Raw genomic sequence first — 16,462 nt, 5'->3', positions numbered from 1 at the left:
CATGATGACTGACATGACTGACAGCCAGGTACACACGGTTCGAATCGGGTCGATGGTCGGCGACGGGATCGGGCACGAAATCGTGCCGGCGACGGTGCGCGTCGTCGACGCCGCGGCCCAGGCCGAGCATCTCTCGATCGAGTGGGTCGAACTCGCCCTCGGTCGCGACGCCATCGACGCACACGGCTCGCCCGTCCCGCAGTCGACGCTCGACGAGCTGGCGACGCTGCCCGCCTGGATCCTGGGCCCACACGACAGCGCGTCGTACCCGGAGCCGTTCCGGTCGCAGCTCACACCTGGCGGTGTCGTTCGAAAGACGTTCGACCTGTTCGCGAACATTCGGCCTGCGGTGGCCCACCCCGGTGTACGGGCGGTCTCGCCGAACATGGATCTCGTCGTGGTCCGTGAGAACACCGAGGGGTTCTACGCGGACCGGAACATGCACGTCGGCGGAGGCGAGTTCATGCCGACCCCGGATGTCGCACTCGCGGTCGGTGTCTTCACCCGAACCGCGTGCGAGCGCATCGCGCGGGAGGCGTTCACGCTCGCCCGCTCTCGACGGAAGAACGTCACCATCGTGCACAAGACCAACGTGCTGTCGCTGACGACAGGTCTGTTCCGCGACGTGTGCACGTCCGTCGCGCAGGAGTTTCCCGACGTCACCGTCGATCAGGAACACGTCGACGCGCTGACTGCCCATCTCGTCCGACGCGGTCAGGATTTCGACGTGATCGTCGCGGAGAACATGTTCGGCGACATTCTGTCCGATCTGGCCGGGGAGCTGTCCGGGTCGCTGGGCATGGCGCCGTCGTTGAACACCTCCGAGGCGAAGGCGATGGCCCAGGCAGCCCACGGATCTGCGCCCGACATAGCGGGCAAGAACCGTGCCAACCCCACCGCGCTGTTCCTGTCGGCCGCGATGATGCTCGACTGGCTCGCCGTCCACGGGCACGGCCAGAAGTGCGCGCGTGCCGCACTGCGGATTCGGCACGCCGTCACCGGTGCACTCGAGTCGGGAGTCGCGACCGCGGACCTCGGCGGACGCGCATCGACCAGCGAATTCACCGAAACCGTCGTTGCGAGAACACTCAGGACCTGAGCCGTCACGGTTTCGAACTCGCGTACGGGGAAATTCCGTCTTCGACTGGACACGCGGCATTACTGTTCGGTTACCGGTGCGGCAACGTGGCATTCGGTCGCGTACGTTCAACGTCTGGCAGCACCGAGAGATGGTGGTGTCGTTTCGACTCTTGGAGGACCTCTCGTGGTTACACGATCTTTCTCGAAGCCGGCTCGGCTTCTGATCGCACTGTCCGGCGCAGGCGCGCTGATGCTCACCGCATGTGCCCAGAACACCGAGGACGGGGGTGCCCCCGCCGCGGAGGAGACCACTGCCGTCGAGGTCGACAAGGTCGACGACATCGCGGCGACGCTCCCGCAGAAGAACGTCGACTCGGGCACGTTGGTCGTGGGCGTCAACGTGCCGTACTCGCCCAACGAATTCAAAGATGCGTCGGGCAAGATCATCGGCTTCGACGTCGACCTGATGAATGCCGTCGCCGGCGTCCTCGGCGTGACGGCGCAGTACGAGGAAGCGGACTTCGACCGCATCATCCCGTCGATCCAGGCCGGAACCTACGACGTCGGAATGTCGTCGTTCACCGACACCAAGGAGCGCGAGGCGACGGTCGACTTCGCGACCTACTTCAACGCGGGCACGCAGTGGGCGCAGCAGTCCGGCGGCAGCGTGGATCCGGCGAACGCGTGTGGTCTGAAGGTCGCCGTGCAGACCACGACCATCCAGGATCAGGAAGAAGTTCCCGCGAAGAGCGAAGCATGTGTCGCGGCAGGCAAGCCTGCGATCGAGATCGTCAAGTTCGACAGCCAGGACGATGCAGCGCAGGCGCTGGTTCTCGGACGAGTCGACGCGATGTCGGCGGACTCGCCCGTGACGGCGTACGCCATCAAGCAGACCGGCGACAAGCTCGAACCTGCCGGTGAGGTGTTCGATTCCGCGCCGTACGGCTACCCGGTCGCCAAGGGTTCGCCCCTCGCCGCGACGCTGCAGCAGGCGGTCCAACACCTGATCGACAACGGTCAGTACCAGACCATCGCCGAGAACTGGGGCGTCGAGGCAGGCGTGATCGAGCAGTCGCAGATCAACGGCGCAGTGAGCTGATGTCGGTGTCAGACGACGTCGTCCGACGGAAGGGTTCGGTGTGTCCGACTCCGCCTCGTTGAGCACGGGCACCGAGCCCGAGCCCATCAAAGCGATCCCGCTGCGGCATCCCGGACGCTGGATCGCCGCGGTGGTGGTCGTCGTGCTGTTCGGGCTGTTCGCCTACGGCGCCGCGACCAACCCGGCGTACGGCTGGGGGACGTACGGGCGTTATCTGTTCGACAGCCGAATCGGCGAGGGCGTGTGGAACACGCTGCAATTGACCGTGTACTCGATGATCGCCGCCATTCTTCTCGGCGTGCTGCTCGCGGTCATGCGGTTGTCGCCGAACCCCGTGCTGCGCAGCGCCGCCTGGATCTACTTGTGGATCTTTCGTGGCACGCCGGTGTACGTGCAGCTCGTGTTCTGGGGATTGATTCCGTCGATCTACAAGAACGTGGCACTGGGCATTCCGTTCACCGTCCAGTTCGCCGAGTTCGATCTGCAGGCCATCTACAACGCGTTCTGGTTCGCGGTCATCGGGTTGGCCCTGAACGAAGCCGCGTACATGGCCGAGATCGTTCGGGCCGGTATCAACTCCGTCGGCGAAGGGCAGATGGAGGCCTCCGTCGCGCTGGGTATGTCGTGGCCGCAGACGATGCGTCGTACGGTGTTGCCGCAGGCGATGCGCGTCATCATCCCGCCGACCGGCAACGAAGTCATCAGCATGCTGAAGACGACGTCCCTCGTCGTCGCGGTGCCGTTCACCGGAGAGGTCTACGGCCGTGCCAGGGACATCTCCGGGGCGAACTTCGAGCCCATTCCGCTGCTGTTGGTCGCTGCCACCTGGTACCTCGTGATCACGAGCATTCTCATGGTCGGGCAGTTCTATCTGGAGCGGTACTACTCCAAGGGTGCGTCACGACAGCTGACCGGTCGTCAGCTTCGGGCCCTCGCCGACGCGCAGGCCGTGGACGCACGTACCCACGACAACAAGGGCATCTGATGTCTCCGATGATCAAGGCCGACCGCGTCCACAAGAATTTCGGGGCGCTGAAGGTACTCAAGGGCATCTCGCTCGAGATCGACCGCGGCCAGGTGCTCTGCCTCGTCGGACCGTCGGGCTCCGGCAAGTCGACGTTCCTTCGCTGCATCAACCACCTCGAGCAGGTCAACGCCGGTCGGCTGTACGTCGACGGCGAGCTGGTCGGCTATCAGGAGAAGGGCGGCAAGCTCTACGAGCTGCACCCCAAGCAAGCTGCGAAACAGCGTCGCGACATCGGGATGGTGTTCCAACACTTCAATCTCTTCCCGCACCGAACGGCTCTCGAGAACGTCATCGAGGCGCCGACCCAGGTGAAGAAGATGAAGAAGTCCGACGCCGTCACACGGGCGAAGGAGTTGCTCGACCGTGTCGGTCTCGCCGACAAGGCGACGGCCTATCCGGCGCAGCTGTCCGGTGGCCAGCAGCAGCGTGTCGCGATCGCGCGAGCACTTGCCATGGATCCGAAGCTCATGTTGTTCGACGAGCCGACGTCCGCGCTCGATCCGGAGCTCGTCGGTGAGGTCCTCGGAGTGATGCGCGAGCTCGCCAAGGACGGCATGACGATGGTCGTCGTCACCCACGAGATGGGATTCGCTCGCGAGGTTGCCGATCAGCTGGTCTTCATGGATCAGGGTGTCGTCGTCGAATCGGGGGAGCCGCGGTCGCTGCTGGCGAATCCGCAGCACGAGCGCACCAAAGCGTTCCTGTCGAAATTGCTCTAGCGAGGCTTCACGCAGCTGAAGATCGCCGTGCCGGGGAAGAGCTGGCCGCGTAGTGGACTCCACTGACCCCACTCGCGGTCCAGCCACTCCGGCCAGTCCGGTTCGACGATGTCCCGCAGTTCCATGCCTGCGGCGACTATCTCGCGTGCCCGATCGCCGATCGTCCGATGGTGTTCGACGTACGTGGGCGTCCCCTCGTCGTCGAATTCGACGTAGGGCGTGCGATCGAAGTACGGAATCGTCGCGGTCAGCCCCGCGGGTCCCGGGTCGTCGGGAAAGATCCACCGCATCGGGTGGTTGACGGCGAACACCCAGCTCCCGCCGGGCCGTAGGACGCGGGCGATTTCGACCATCACGTTCGCGGAGTCGGCGACGAAGGGAACCGCCCCGAACGCGGAACAGACGATGTCGAAACTCTCGTCGGCGAACGGCAGGGATTCGGCACTTGCCTGGATCAGCGGAACACGGTCACCGCCGACTGCCATCGACTCCAAGCCCTTACGGAGCATGCCGCCCGAGATGTCCAGTCCCACTGCGCGAGCTCCCTGGCTGCCGAGCCATCGCGAGCACGGTGCCGACCCGCAGCCCACTTCGAGAACGTCCTTGTCGGCCACGTCGCCCAGCAGGTGTGCGTCGCCTTCGTGCAGGCCTTCGGGGCACCACACGAATTCCCCGCGTTCGGTGCTCACCCCCAAGAATTCACCGTGTGTTCGGTGATACTCGTCGGCGTCGGAATCCCACCACGAACGGCTGGCTCGATCGCTGGCGGCGGACGACAGCCGGGCGCGACCCGGTGTACCAGGTGGCTGGGGTGTGGGTGAGGAGTGAAGACTGTCGGTCACGCATGGTCACGTTAGTCGAACCGAGGCCCCCGCCAGGTTTGCGACGGCCCCTGCCAGGTTTGCGACGGCCCCTGCCAGGTTTGCCCAGCTGTGACGCGATCGCGTACCCTATGGAGCGCGAGTGTGTTCGTGCTGCGCGGGATCGAAGGGTCTGTCGCTCATCGGGTTGTCTTCCGTGGGTGACTCTCGCTCGTCGTGCGGCGGAACGAAATCGGTGTGCTCGTTGTTGTACACCGTCGTCCGATACTTCGGTACCGGCTCTGCTCGTTCTTCATCAGCTTCACCGTCCGACCGAACATCCATCAACCGATACCCAACCCGTCCGGAGCAACTCAACACATGCCCTCAACCACAACCTCGCCGCAGGTAGCCGTCAACGACATCGGCTCCGCAGAGGATTTTCTCGCCGCAATCGACGCCACGATCAAGTACTTCAACGATGGTGACATCGTCGAAGGCACCATCGTCAAGGTCGATCGTGACGAGGTTCTGCTCGACATCGGTTACAAGACCGAAGGCGTCATCCCTTCCCGTGAGCTCTCCATCAAGCACGACGTCGACCCCAACGAGGTCGTCTCCGTCGGCGATGAGGTCGAAGCTCTCGTTCTCACCAAGGAGGACAAGGAAGGCCGCCTGATCCTGTCCAAGAAGCGTGCACAGTACGAGCGCGCCTGGGGCACGATCGAAGAGCTCAAGGAGAAGGACGAGGCCGTCAAGGGCACCGTCATCGAGGTCGTCAAGGGTGGCCTCATCCTCGACATCGGTCTGCGTGGCTTCCTGCCCGCATCGCTCGTCGAGATGCGTCGCGTTCGCGACCTCCAGCCGTACGTCGGCAAGGAGATCGAAGCCAAGATCATCGAGCTCGACAAGAACCGCAACAACGTGGTCCTGTCGCGCCGTGCATGGCTCGAGCAGACGCAGTCCGAGGTGCGCAGCGAGTTCCTGCACCAGCTGCAGAAGGGACAGGTCCGCAAGGGCTTCGTGTCCTCCATCGTCAACTTCGGTGCATTCGTGGACCTGGGCGGCGTCGACGGACTCGTTCACGTGTCCGAGCTGTCCTGGAAGCACATCGACCACCCCTCCGAGGTTGTCGAGGTCGGTACCGAGGTCACCGTCGAGGTTCTCGACGTCGACCTGGACCGCGAGCGTGTTTCGCTGTCGCTCAAGGCAACTCAGGAAGATCCGTGGCGTCAGTTCGCTCGTACGCACGCGATCGGCCAGATCGTTCCCGGTAAGGTCACCAAGCTCGTTCCGTTCGGTGCGTTCGTTCGCGTCGAGGAGGGCATCGAGGGCCTCGTGCACATCTCCGAGCTGGCCGAGCGCCACGTGGAGGTTCCGGACCAGGTCGTGGGTGTCGGCGACGACGCACTCGTCAAGGTCATCGACATCGATCTCGAGCGTCGTCGTATCTCGCTGAGCCTCAAGCAGGCCAACGAGGACTACGCGGAAGAGTTCGATCCGTCCAAGTACGGCATGGCCGACTCGTACGACGAGCAGGGCAACTACATCTTCCCCGAGGGCTTCGACTCCGAGACCAACGAATGGCTCGAAGGCTACGAGAAGCAGCGTGAAGAGTGGGAAGGCCGCTACGCCGAGGCGGAGCGTCGCCACAAGATGCACACCGCTCAGATGGAGAAGACGGCGAAGGACGAGGCTGCAGAAGCCGCCAACACCAACTACTCCTCCGAGTCGGGTCAGTCGGACGCCGAAGGCGATGCTGCTGCAGCATCCGCTCCGGCATCGTCCGGTGGATCGCTGGCCAGCGACGCTCAGCTCGCTGCGCTGCGCGAGAAGCTGTCGGGCAACGCCTGATAACAGACGCTCGCCCGTGAGGGTGTGACGCTGGGAAGCCCCGGTTCTTTTCGGAGAGCCGGGGCTTTCGTCTGTCCGATGCCGATGCCGATGCCGATGGCGACGCATGAATGGACCGCAAGAAGTTGTCCAGTCGTATGTATGGCGCATTCACGCGGTTGCACACACAAAAATGGACCCGATCCGTAAGGATTCGGGTCCATCGTCGTATTCGACGGTCGGCTCAACCTGCGACGGCGGGGCTCCACTGAGCGACGGCGGTCCGCTTGCGCATCGAAGCGAAGCTGTGGCGTGCCGGACTGAGCAGGGTGGTGAACCAGTTACGCCGATGATCGGCCAACGCCAAGGCAACTTCGGGAATCAGAATGACGTGAACTCCCGACTCCATGCCGAGACGGTGCCGACCCTGGTGGATCTGATTGCTTCGCATCGAACATCCTTTTCGCTAGCAGCGGGTCGGCAAATACTTATCTCGCACGACGAAGATAACGGACCGATCGGTAAACCTGGTGTATTTGGGGCCGGTGTGCTCCGGCGTGTTCGATGACAGACTGGTCACCATGTTGAGACTGGGCCTCACCGGAGGCATCGGAGCTGGAAAGTCCACCGTGTCGAAGATTCTGTCCGAGTTGGGCGGAGTGATCGTCGACGCCGACGTGATCGCGCGGGAAGTCGTCGAACCCGGCACTCCCGGACTCGCGAAACTCGTCGAGGCCTTCGGCGACGACATCCTGTTGCCCGACGGCGCGTTGGACCGGCCGGCCTTGGCGTCGAAGGCATTTGCCACCGACGAAACGCGCGCGACCCTGAACTCGATCGTCCATCCGCTCGTGGGTGCCCGCACCGCGGAACTCGTCGACGGTGCGCCGCAGGATGCGATCGTCGTCCAGGACATTCCCTTGTTGGTCGAAGGCAAGATGGGCTCGTTGTTCCAACTCGTCGCCGTCGTCTATGTCGACGCGGAGGAGCGGGTCCATCGACTCGTGCATCAACGAAACATGCCCGAGGACGACGCGCGTGCTCGGATCGCAGCACAGGCGTCGGACGACGATCGTCGTGCCGCCGCCGACATCTGGATCGACAACAGTGGTGCCATGGGAGCGATCGAGGCGAATGTTCGCGCGCTGTGGAGCGACCGACTCGTGCCGTTCGAGAAGAACATTCGCGACGGCGTCACCGTCGCCACACCTCCCGTCCTTGTCGACGCCGATCCGACATGGGGGGCGCAGGCCGAGCGTCTCGTGGCGCGACTCGCGTTGGTGTGTGGAAGTGCCGCTGCGAGAATCGATCACATCGGATCGACCGCTGTCCCGGGTGTCGACGCCCGCGACGTGCTCGACATCCAGATCACCGTCGCCACCCTGGACGACGCCGATTCGCTCGCGGAGTCGTTGCGGCGCATCGGTTTTCCGCGTATCGAGGAGATCACGTTCGACGATCCCGAGCCCGGGTACGGCATCGGGGGAGAGGCCGATCCGGCCGTGTGGGGCAAGCGAATTCACGGTAGCGCGGACCCGGGACGACCGGCCGCGGTGCACATCAGGGTCGACGGTTGGCCCGCACAGCAATTCGCCCTCGTGTTCCGCGACTGGCTGCGCGCGGACGCCGACGCGGCCGCCGAATACGGTGCCGTCAAGCGCACGGCCCAGGCGGCCGCAGCCGAGGTCGACGACCCGGCGGACGCGGTCGAGAAGTACGAGAGCGTCAAGGCGCCGTGGTTCGACGGTGCCTACACGCGCGCGTGGACGTGGGCCGACGAGACCGGTTGGAAGGCCTGAGCGTCAGTCGTACGGTCGCCAGGTCGTCGGCATTCCCAGTGACGCGAGCCACGCGTCGAGGTCGTAGTCGAAGCGGGCCAGCCCGTCGACCGCTGTGACTGCACGGTGCATCGCGCGCTCGGACGTGGCGCCGTCGAGCAGTCCGGCGCAACGAGCGTCCAGAAGCTCGTCGACGTCGAGAAGATCGAATCCTCGCCCGGTACGCACGACGACATCGAGGTAGTGGTCGGTGGACGTCCAGACGTTCCCGGCCACGAACTCGCCGACGTCGACGTAGTAGTTCTGATCCCGCCGGTGGCCCGCGACGTAGTGGAAGATCGACGCGCGCAGCCCGAGGTCGGGGAGCAGCCACGACTGCAGATAGTCGAACTGCGCGTGATCCGACGGTCGGGCCATGTACAGACCCCACGGTTCGACGCGGTATTCGTCGACCGGGCGTACGAAACCCTTGGGGTCCGTGTTGGTCATGCCCGGAACGTCGAAGTACTCGACCTTGGGAGAATGGACGTGTGAGTGGGGCGCGGAGGCGGGGGCGTCCATGGGTGATCAAGGTACCTGTCTTCGCGCGGGGAATCTGTCGGTGGTCGCGTCTACCCTGGAAGCATGGCGTTTGCATCCGAACATCCCGTGGTGGCTCACTCCGAGTTCCGTCCGGTCGGCGACATCGAGCGGACGGGTCCTGCGTTCGAGGTCGTCAGCGAACACAAGCCGGCAGGCGACCAGCCCACCGCCATTGCCGATCTCGAACGACGCCTCAAGGCCGACGAGAAAGACGTGGTTCTGCTCGGTGCCACCGGCACGGGTAAGTCCGCGACGACGGCGTGGCTCATCGAGCGGATGCAACGTCCGACGCTGGTCATGGCGCCCAACAAGACCCTCGCAGCACAGTTGGCCAACGAGTTGCGTGACATGCTGCCCAACAACGCGGTCGAGTACTTCGTGTCGTACTACGACTACTACCAACCCGAGGCGTACATCGCGCAGACCGACACGTACATCGAGAAGGATTCGTCGATCAACGACGACGTCGAGCGCCTTCGCCACTCGGCAACGGCACATCTGCTGTCCCGACGCGACGTCGTCGTGGTCGCATCGGTGTCGTGCATCTACGGTCTCGGTACGCCGCAGTCGTACGTCGACCGTTCGATCCATCTGGAAGTGAACGTCGAGGTTCCACGCGATGCTCTGCTGCGGCTTCTGGTCGACGTCCAGTACACCCGCAACGACATGTCGTTCACCCGTGGGTCGTTCCGCGTCCGCGGTGACACCGTCGAGATCATCCCGTCGTACGAGGAGCTGGCGGTTCGCATCGAGTTCTTCGGCGACGAGATCGAGGCGCTGTACTACCTGCATCCTCTGACCGGTGACATCGTGCGCCAGGTCGATTCCGTGCGCATCTTCCCGGCGACGCACTACGTCGCGGGTCCCGAGCGCATGGAGAAGGCCGTCAAGAACATCGAGGCAGAGCTCGAAGAACGGCTCGCGGAACTGGAGGGCAAGGGCAAGCTCCTCGAAGCGCAGCGCCTGCGTATGCGCACCGAGTACGACCTGGAGATGATCAAGCAGGTCGGGTTCTGCTCCGGCATCGAGAACTACTCGCGTCACATCGACGGGCGTGGTCCCGGCAGTGCTCCGGCCACGCTCATCGACTACTTCCCCGAGGACTTCCTCCTGGTCATCGACGAGTCGCACGTCACCGTGCCGCAGATCGGTGCGATGTACGAGGGGGACATGTCCCGCAAGCGCAACCTGGTGGAGTTCGGCTTCCGCCTGCCGTCGGCCACCGACAACCGGCCGCTGACGTGGGAGGAGTTCACGCAGCGCATCGGACAAACCGTCTATCTGTCCGCGACGCCCGGCAAGTACGAGCTGGGTCAGACGGGTGGTGAGTTCGTCGAACAGGTCATCCGCCCGACCGGTCTCGTCGATCCGAAGGTCGTCGTCAAGCCGACCAAGGGGCAGATCGACGACCTCGTGCACGAGATCCGCGAACGTACCGAGAAGGACGAGCGCGTTCTGGTCACCACGCTGACGAAGAAGATGTCCGAGGATCTCACCGACTACCTGCTCGAATTGGGCATTCGAGTCCGGTATCTGCACTCGGACATCGACACGTTGCGCCGCGTCGAGCTGCTGCGCCAACTACGTCTCGGTGAGTACGACGTGCTCGTCGGCATCAACCTGCTGCGTGAGGGTCTCGACCTACCCGAGGTCTCTCTCGTCGCCATCCTGGACGCCGACAAGGAGGGCTTCCTCCGCAGCGGCACGAGCTTGATCCAGACCATCGGTCGTGCAGCTCGTAACGTGTCCGGCGAGGTCCACATGTACGCGGACAAGATGACCGACTCGATGAAGTACGCCATCGAGGAAACCGAGCGTCGACGCGAGAAGCAGATCGCGTACAACAAGGAGAAGGGCGTCGACCCGCAGCCACTGCGCAAGAAGATCGCCGACATCCTCGACCAGGTCTACGAAGAGGCCGACGACACGGCAGAGTCCGTCGAGATCGGTGGTTCGGGACGTAACGCCAGCCGTGGCCGTCGCGCGCAGGGCGAGAAGGGCCGCGCAGCAGTCAGTTCCGGCGTGTACGAGGGTCAGGACGTGAAGTCCATGCCGCGCGCCGAGCTCGCCGAGCTCGTCAAGAACCTCACCGACCAGATGATGAACGCTGCTCGTGAACTGCAATTCGAACTGGCGGGACGCTTGCGCGACGAGATCCAGGATCTCAAGAAGGAGCTGCGCGGAATGGACGCGGCGGGACTGAAGTAGCGGCATTGGCGTTCGATACGGTTCAGGAATGGACGCATCGAACGCAGGCCGGAGTGCACGCGCACTCGAACTTCTTCATTCGCTCACCTACTTCGTCCCCGAAACCCAGGACGCGCTGACCGAAGCGGGCTTGGAGGGTCGGGCACCCTACTTCGCCGGCCGAGCGGCGCCCCTCGGTCCGGTCGGTGCAGGCGTCGTCACGGCGACGTTCTACAGCTTCAACCGGGAACTGATCGAGCCGTTGGTCCCGGCCGCCTGGTCGGTCCTGTCGCCGGAGAAGATCATCGAGATCCGGTACAGAACTCTCGACGCCGCGTACGAGCGTCTGTTGGGAGCTGAGGTACTGCGTTCGGCCGAGATGGCAGAGGCGGCCGAACTGGCATCCATCGCCGCGAGCCAGATCCCCGGCAACGACGGCCGGCCGCTGTACTCCGCGTACGCGGAGCTCGAGTGGCCGGAGGTTCCGCACCTTCGACTGTGGCACGCGTTGACGCTGCTGCGGGAGTATCGCGGCGACGGCCACATCGCAGCCCTGCAGACAGCGGGGCTGAACGGAATCGAGGCGCTGATTTCGCACACGGCGACGGGCAAGGGCTTCGAGAAGGAGTTCGCTCGGAAACGTCGTGGCTGGTCCGAGGAACAGTGGAACGACGGCGTCGACGCACTGCGGGACCGCGAGATCCTGGATTCGAACGGGACCCTCACCGAACATGGCCACGATCTGCGTACCGTCGTCGAGGACATCACCGACGATCTGGCTCTCGCGCCGTGGGCAGCATTGGGTGAGGACGGCGCGGCGAGGCTCGTCGAACTCGCGACGCCGTGGCGTGATGCCGTCGTCGAGCAAGGTGTGTTCCCGCCCGGCGTCTTCGGCAAGTGACACTCGTTCGTGCGCCGCGACGAAGCGGCGCACGAACGAGTGTCAGCTCGTGATGTCCTTGGTGGAGAAGCGCCGCCACGCGACGATTCCGAACACGGTTGCGTAGGCGAGAGCCGAAAACGCACCGACGAGCATGTCGTTCCATTCGATCGTCGGCGACAACGTGTCGGTCCACGCGCTGAAGTAGTGTCCGGGCAGGTAGTTGCGCAGCGATCCCAGCGCGGTGATCTGGTCGAGGATCTGCGTCAGGATCGACGTCATCACAGCCCCGCCGACGGCTCCGAGAGGTGCGTCGGTGAGCACGGACAGCAGCATCGCCAGCCCCGCGACCCACAGCAGGTTCACCGCGATGTACACGATGGCGATCATGAGCCTGCCCAGAGCGTCGACGTACGGGAGACCGTCCCCGAACGGCGTCACCAGGGGTTCGGCGCCGTACAACGCAGTGCCCAACGCCAACGACACGGCCACCAACACCAGGATCGCGACGATCGACAACGTGGCCGACACCAACGCCTTCTGCAACAGCAGGCGCGTGCGCGGTACCGGAATGGCGAGGAGGTACCGCAGTGACGACCACGACGCCTCGCTGGCCACCGAGTCGCCGAAGAACAGCGCGACGACGACGATCAGCAGGAATCCGACCGACATGAACAGGGTGAACACGGTGAAGTTGACGCCACCGCGTGTGCCGAGTTCGATCAGGCCGCCGGCGTCCGCGTCGTCGGACGACCGCCCGATGGCGAACGCGATCGCCAGGATCACCGGGAGCAACGCGAGGAAGCCGATGGCGAGTTGTGTTCGCCGGCGGCCCAATTGGCGTCGCAGCTCGGTGCGGAACGGCAGCGTCCGTCCCGCCTGATACCCCGGGGCGCGCCCGTCGGTGTGCGTCGTGCTCATCGGTCGCCCTTCGTCGAGGCCACGGGTTCGGAATCGGCGACCGCGGCAGTCGCGTTCGCGGGAGAGTCACCGTGGACGAGTTCGAGGAACACGTCCTCGAGCCGGGTGGACTGAGAGACACCGCGCACGTCGAGTCCTGCATCCACCAAGGCCCGGACGACGACGCCGGGATCCGTGGTTCCCAGGTCCACGCGGAGTGTGCCGTCGTCGGTCACCTCGGGCGTGTGGCCCGTCTCGCGCACCACCTCCGCTCCGCGTTCGGGGTCGCTGACGCGAATGTCCGTCAGTCCGCCCGAGGCCGTCAGTTCCTTGACGGTTCCCGTGCTGATCACCGAACCTCGGTTCATCACCACGACGTGCGTACACGTCTGCTCGACCTCGGCCAACAGATGGCTCGACACGAGCACCGTTCGACCCGTGCGCGCGTAGTCGATCAGAACGTCTCGCATCGCTCGGATCTGCGGCGGGTCGAGACCGTTGGTCGGTTCGTCCAGAACCATCAGATCCGGCAGCCCCAACATCGCTTGGGCGATCGCGAGGCGCTGTCGCATTCCCTGGCTGTAGGACTTGACCTTGCGTTCGACGGCGGCACCCAGGTCGGCGATCTCCAGCGCCTCGTCGAGGTGCGCTTCTTCCAGCGGACGTCCGGTCGCCTGCCAGTACAGACGGAGATTCTCGATACCGCTGAGGTGCGGCAGGAAGCCGGACCCCTCGACGAAGGATCCCAGTCGCGACAGCACAGGAGCGCCGGGGGAGACCTTGTGCCCGAAGACTCTGATCTCACCGCTCGTCGGCGTGATCAGCCCCATGAGCATGCGAAGCGTCGTCGTCTTGCCTGCACCGTTGGGGCCGAGAAGTCCCAGCACCTGTCCCTGCTGGATCGCGAAGCTGACTCCGTCGACGGCTTTGAAGCTGTTGGAGTAGGTCTTGGCCAAATCGGTGATGACGAGGGGAGTGTCGACCAGCGACTCGTCGACCTCGGCCACGAGGCGACGGCGCGACCGAATCACATTGACTGCAACGAGAGTCGCGACGGCGACCGCGATCGCCCCGATGCCGACGAGTGGGGCGATCGGAACCGAACTGTTCCCGCGTGCGACACCGTCGACCATGGGCACGGTGAGCACCGGATCGTCGAGCGCGACGACGAACTGGGCAGGCTGCAGCGGAACGGCGTACGCCTGATCCGTCGTCGACACCGAGACCTCGACGCGATGCCCTTCCGGAACCACGTAGCTGATGCCTGGCAGTGTCACGGTCACCGGAATCGGCCCGTCGTTCACCGTGTCGGGCAACCGAATCGGCGCGACCGCTCCTCCGGGAAGGGTTCTTCGACCGTCCGGCCCGACGTCGTAGAACTTGACGAAGAGAACGGCTTCCTGCGGCCCGGCGAACGCGCCGACTCGGAGGTTCACGCGCGATGCACCCGTCACCGACAGCGGGGCGGTGAGCGGTTCGCTGGTGAACGTTGCCGATTGACCGGGAATGTCGGCTGCCAGTTGTGCTCCCGCGGTGGTCGCCGTCAGCGTCGACAGGATCGAACCGAGGCCGGGGACCGACGAGATCGCCGACGGGGATGCGCCCGGTGGGCGGATGATCGTCTGTTCCCCGGTCGTCGTATCGGCGGAACCGGACGGCGACAGCGGAACCGGTACCTCCTCGGTGGACGACGGCTGATCCGACGCCAAGCCGGGGTAGTCCGCCGCGGTCATTCGCCGGTCACGCGACCTCTGCTGCCCAGCCGCCGACCCTTCGAGCGTGTACGCGAAGGGCGCAACCGCCGAATCCGTCTCGCCGCGAAGGTGCGCGTCGAGGAAGTCCTTCATCGCGTTCTCGGCGCTGCCGTTGGTGCCGCCGGCGTCGTGGCCGCCGCCGAACCAGCGCACCTCGACATCGCCTCCCGCGTCGGCGATCTGACGCGCGGTGGCGTCGGCCTGATCGAGGCCGAACAACGTGTCCTGCACACCTTGGACGAGGAGCGTCGGCGCCGTGATGTTCGACGCGACCGCGGCGGGAGAGTGAGCGGTCAGCAGCGCGAGAAGCTCGGGCGACGGCACACCGGTGACAGCCGATTCGCCGTAGGCTGCGCAGAATTCGGGCGCGAAGCGGCCACAACCGGGTGCACCGCCTGCCGCTTCCGGGGGTGTGGCGGACGAGTCGTCGGACGCACCCGATGCGCTGCCCGCGCCGAAAAACACTCCGGCCCAGCCACGTTTGAGTACTCCTGGCCCGCCGTACACGGACCCGGCCGGGGTGGTGATGGCACCCAGAGCATCGCGACCGGCGTCGGACGTCACGCCGTAATTGGGAAAGAGCGCCTGTCCCAAGTCGTTCCAGGTGATGGCGGACGCCACCGCGTCGACACGCGGGTCGGTGCCGCCGACGCTCAGCGCGAGCGCGCCGCCGTACGACCCCCCTGCGACGCCGACGCGTGGGTCTCCCGGTCCGTCCAGTTGCACCTCGGGTCGATCGGCGAGCCAGTCGATCAGTGCCCGCCCGTCGGCGACTTCGCGGTCCGGATCGTTCAGTGAGATGGTCCCGGTGCTCGTACCGAACCCTCGTGCGCTGTAGGTCAACACGGTGAAACCGTCCTCGGCGAGGGCGCGAGCCTGCCCGTCGACCGAGAATTTGTCGCCGCCGAACCCGTGCGCCAGAAGGACTGCAGGTGCGGGAGTCGATTCGGGAACGTAGAGACGCGTGTCGAGGTCGACGGACTCGGGGGAGCCCGGGCTTTCCGGTACGGTCACCGTCGTGTCGAGGGTGGCGATGTCCGGTGCCGAGTCGAAGGGGCGTACGACGAAGATGACGGCGATGCCTACCACGGCGGCAATCGTCAGGGCCGCGAGAAGGACGGCCCTCGATGACCGTCGCGGCCGGGGGATCTGCATGAAACCAATCTAGGTGAGACCACCGACTCGTGTTGTCGGCGAAGTTCGCCTCAGGAAAGCCGGATACAGATAGTGTCATCGCAGACATCGCGGGGCCTGCACGTCGGGGCCTGTGACAGACCACGAAACAGCAGGAACGAAGCGCCACACGGCATGTGACGCAACCTACAACTGGAGGAATGAATGAGTGCCTACCGCACCGTAGTCGTCGGAACCGATGGCTCCGAATCGTCGTTGCGGGCCGTGGAGAAGGCTGCCGCACTGGCAGGTGACGCCGACGCGAAACTCGTCATCGCCTGCGCCTACTACCCGGCGGATCCGAAGGAGACGTCACAGGCCGCCGACGCCCTGCGCGAGGACGCCTACCAGATCACCGGTTCGGCTCCTACTCACGACATTCTCCGCACCGCACGGGAGCATGCGACGAAGGCGGGCGCGAAGTCGATCGAGGAGCGTGCCATCGTCGGTTCCCCGGTCGAGTCACTGCTGCAGTTGGTCGACGACGTGAAGGCAGACCTGCTGGTCGTCGGTAACCGTGGTCTGAACTCGTTGACGGGTCGTCTGCTCGGATCCGTTCCGTCGGACGCTGCCCGTAAGTCGACGTCGGACGTGCTGATCGTGCACACCGTTCGCTGACGTCCTGCCCGAGAACGGCACGGTGAGCACAC

At 64.9% G+C, this 16,462-nt stretch carries 14 protein-coding genes; 9 read left to right on the top strand and 5 right to left on the bottom strand.

Features of this window, described 5'->3' with window-relative positions; translation table 11 throughout:
- Nucleotides 1–13 precede the first annotated feature (13 nt).
- From HQ354_RS00205 to HQ354_RS00190, 4 genes are all read left to right on the top strand, one after another.
- A complete protein-coding gene (locus tag HQ354_RS00205) occupies nucleotides 14–1,099 on the top strand; it encodes an isocitrate/isopropylmalate dehydrogenase family protein (RefSeq protein ID WP_068420829.1) in 1,086 nt (361 codons plus the stop codon).
- A 231-nt stretch (nucleotides 1,100–1,330) separates the two neighbouring features.
- A complete protein-coding gene (locus HQ354_RS00200) occupies nucleotides 1,331–2,179 on the top strand; it encodes an ABC transporter substrate-binding protein (RefSeq protein WP_068420981.1) in 849 nt (282 codons plus the stop codon).
- 40 nt (nucleotides 2,180–2,219) lie between these two features.
- Entirely contained in the window at nucleotides 2,220–3,164 is a 945-nt protein-coding gene (locus HQ354_RS00195) for an amino acid ABC transporter permease (RefSeq protein WP_068420831.1), read from the top strand.
- Entirely contained in the window at nucleotides 3,164–3,925 is a 762-nt protein-coding gene (locus HQ354_RS00190; RefSeq protein WP_068420833.1) for an amino acid ABC transporter ATP-binding protein, read from the top strand. The genes HQ354_RS00195 and HQ354_RS00190 overlap by 1 nt, the downstream gene beginning before the upstream one ends.
- On the opposite strand, the gene HQ354_RS00185 is transcribed toward HQ354_RS00190, so the two are convergent.
- Nucleotides 3,922–4,767 carry a class I SAM-dependent methyltransferase gene (locus HQ354_RS00185; protein ID WP_222633965.1) on the bottom strand — a complete coding sequence of 282 codons (846 nt, stop codon included), beginning with the start codon at nucleotides 4,765–4,767 and terminating at the stop codon, nucleotides 3,922–3,924. The two genes, HQ354_RS00190 and HQ354_RS00185, sit on opposite strands and share 4 nt — an antisense overlap.
- Nucleotides 4,768–5,106: 339 nt before the next feature.
- Between HQ354_RS00185 and rpsA the strand changes: the two genes are divergently transcribed.
- Nucleotides 5,107–6,579: a 30S ribosomal protein S1 gene (gene rpsA / locus HQ354_RS00180; RefSeq protein ID WP_114330634.1), complete on the top strand. Its 1,473-nt coding sequence runs from the start codon at nucleotides 5,107–5,109 to the stop codon at nucleotides 6,577–6,579.
- A gap of 223 nt (nucleotides 6,580–6,802) precedes the next feature.
- Here rpsA and HQ354_RS00175 read toward each other — a convergent pair whose 3' ends face one another.
- The gene (locus tag HQ354_RS00175; protein WP_068420840.1) at nucleotides 6,803–7,009 is read right to left on the bottom strand and encodes a hypothetical protein; all 207 of its coding nucleotides are present in this window, start codon (nucleotides 7,007–7,009) and stop codon (nucleotides 6,803–6,805) included.
- Between the two features lie 130 nt (nucleotides 7,010–7,139).
- Between HQ354_RS00175 and coaE the strand changes: the two genes are divergently transcribed.
- Entirely contained in the window at nucleotides 7,140–8,357 is a 1,218-nt protein-coding gene (gene coaE / locus HQ354_RS00170; RefSeq protein WP_222633964.1) for a dephospho-CoA kinase, read from the top strand.
- A 3-nt stretch (nucleotides 8,358–8,360) separates the two neighbouring features.
- On the opposite strand, the gene HQ354_RS00165 is transcribed toward coaE, so the two are convergent.
- Nucleotides 8,361–8,897 (bottom strand): DUF402 domain-containing protein, encoded by a 537-nt coding sequence (locus HQ354_RS00165; protein ID WP_222633963.1) that lies wholly within the window; start codon nucleotides 8,895–8,897, stop codon nucleotides 8,361–8,363.
- Between the two features lie 63 nt (nucleotides 8,898–8,960).
- On the opposite strand from HQ354_RS00165, the gene uvrB reads away from it, so the two are divergent.
- Both uvrB and HQ354_RS00155 read left to right on the top strand, forming a co-directional pair.
- Entirely contained in the window at nucleotides 8,961–11,126 is a 2,166-nt protein-coding gene (gene uvrB / locus HQ354_RS00160) for an excinuclease ABC subunit UvrB (protein WP_068420845.1), read from the top strand.
- Nucleotides 11,127–11,154: 28 nt separating this feature from the next.
- Entirely contained in the window at nucleotides 11,155–12,006 is an 852-nt protein-coding gene (locus HQ354_RS00155; protein ID WP_068420847.1) for a hypothetical protein, read from the top strand.
- 42 nt (nucleotides 12,007–12,048) lie between these two features.
- Here the strand turns inward: HQ354_RS00155 and HQ354_RS00150 are convergent, their stop codons facing one another.
- Nucleotides 12,049–12,906: an ABC transporter permease gene (locus tag HQ354_RS00150; protein WP_068420849.1), complete on the bottom strand. Its 858-nt coding sequence runs from the start codon at nucleotides 12,904–12,906 to the stop codon at nucleotides 12,049–12,051.
- Entirely contained in the window at nucleotides 12,903–15,794 is a 2,892-nt protein-coding gene (locus HQ354_RS00145; protein WP_222633962.1) for an alpha/beta fold hydrolase, read from the bottom strand. Before HQ354_RS00145 ends, HQ354_RS00150 begins: the two co-directional genes overlap by 4 nt.
- A gap of 183 nt (nucleotides 15,795–15,977) precedes the next feature.
- Between HQ354_RS00145 and HQ354_RS00140 the strand changes: the two genes are divergently transcribed.
- On the top strand, nucleotides 15,978–16,430 hold the full coding sequence (locus tag HQ354_RS00140) for a universal stress protein (protein ID WP_068420853.1): 453 nt from the start codon (nucleotides 15,978–15,980) through the stop codon (nucleotides 16,428–16,430).
- Nucleotides 16,431–16,462: the final 32 nt, after the last annotated feature.

Origin of the sequence: Rhodococcus sp. BP-261, from assembly GCF_019835205.1 — a bacterium.
GTDB lineage: Bacteria > Actinomycetota > Actinomycetes > Mycobacteriales > Mycobacteriaceae > Rhodococcoides > Rhodococcoides kyotonensis_B.
The sequence above is the reverse complement of the archived record's forward strand: the minus strand, read 5'-3'. Positions and strand labels throughout refer to the sequence as shown.

Bases quoted from the DNA above. Each gene is read 5' to 3' on its own strand.
- HQ354_RS00205 (WP_068420829.1), top strand. From the start codon at position 14: ATGACTGACAGCCAGGTACACACGGTTCGAATCGGGTCGATGGTCGGC.
- HQ354_RS00200 (WP_068420981.1), top strand. From the start codon at position 1,331: ATGCTCACCGCATGTGCCCAGAACACCGAGGACGGGGGTGCCCCCGCC.
- HQ354_RS00190 (WP_068420833.1), top strand. From the start codon at position 3,164: ATGTCTCCGATGATCAAGGCCGACCGCGTCCACAAGAATTTCGGGGCG.
- rpsA (WP_114330634.1), top strand. From the start codon at position 5,107: ATGCCCTCAACCACAACCTCGCCGCAGGTAGCCGTCAACGACATCGGC.
- HQ354_RS00175 (WP_068420840.1), bottom strand. From the start codon at position 7,009: ATGCGAAGCAATCAGATCCACCAGGGTCGGCACCGTCTCGGCATGGAG.
- coaE (WP_222633964.1), top strand. From the start codon at position 7,140: ATGTTGAGACTGGGCCTCACCGGAGGCATCGGAGCTGGAAAGTCCACC.
- HQ354_RS00165 (WP_222633963.1), bottom strand. From the start codon at position 8,897: ATGGACGCCCCCGCCTCCGCGCCCCACTCACACGTCCATTCTCCCAAG.
- uvrB (WP_068420845.1), top strand. From the start codon at position 8,961: ATGGCGTTTGCATCCGAACATCCCGTGGTGGCTCACTCCGAGTTCCGT.
- HQ354_RS00155 (WP_068420847.1), top strand. From the start codon at position 11,155: ATGGACGCATCGAACGCAGGCCGGAGTGCACGCGCACTCGAACTTCTT.
- HQ354_RS00150 (WP_068420849.1), bottom strand. From the start codon at position 12,906: ATGAGCACGACGCACACCGACGGGCGCGCCCCGGGGTATCAGGCGGGA.
- HQ354_RS00145 (WP_222633962.1), bottom strand. From the start codon at position 15,794: ATGCAGATCCCCCGGCCGCGACGGTCATCGAGGGCCGTCCTTCTCGCG.
- HQ354_RS00140 (WP_068420853.1), top strand. From the start codon at position 15,978: ATGAGTGCCTACCGCACCGTAGTCGTCGGAACCGATGGCTCCGAATCG.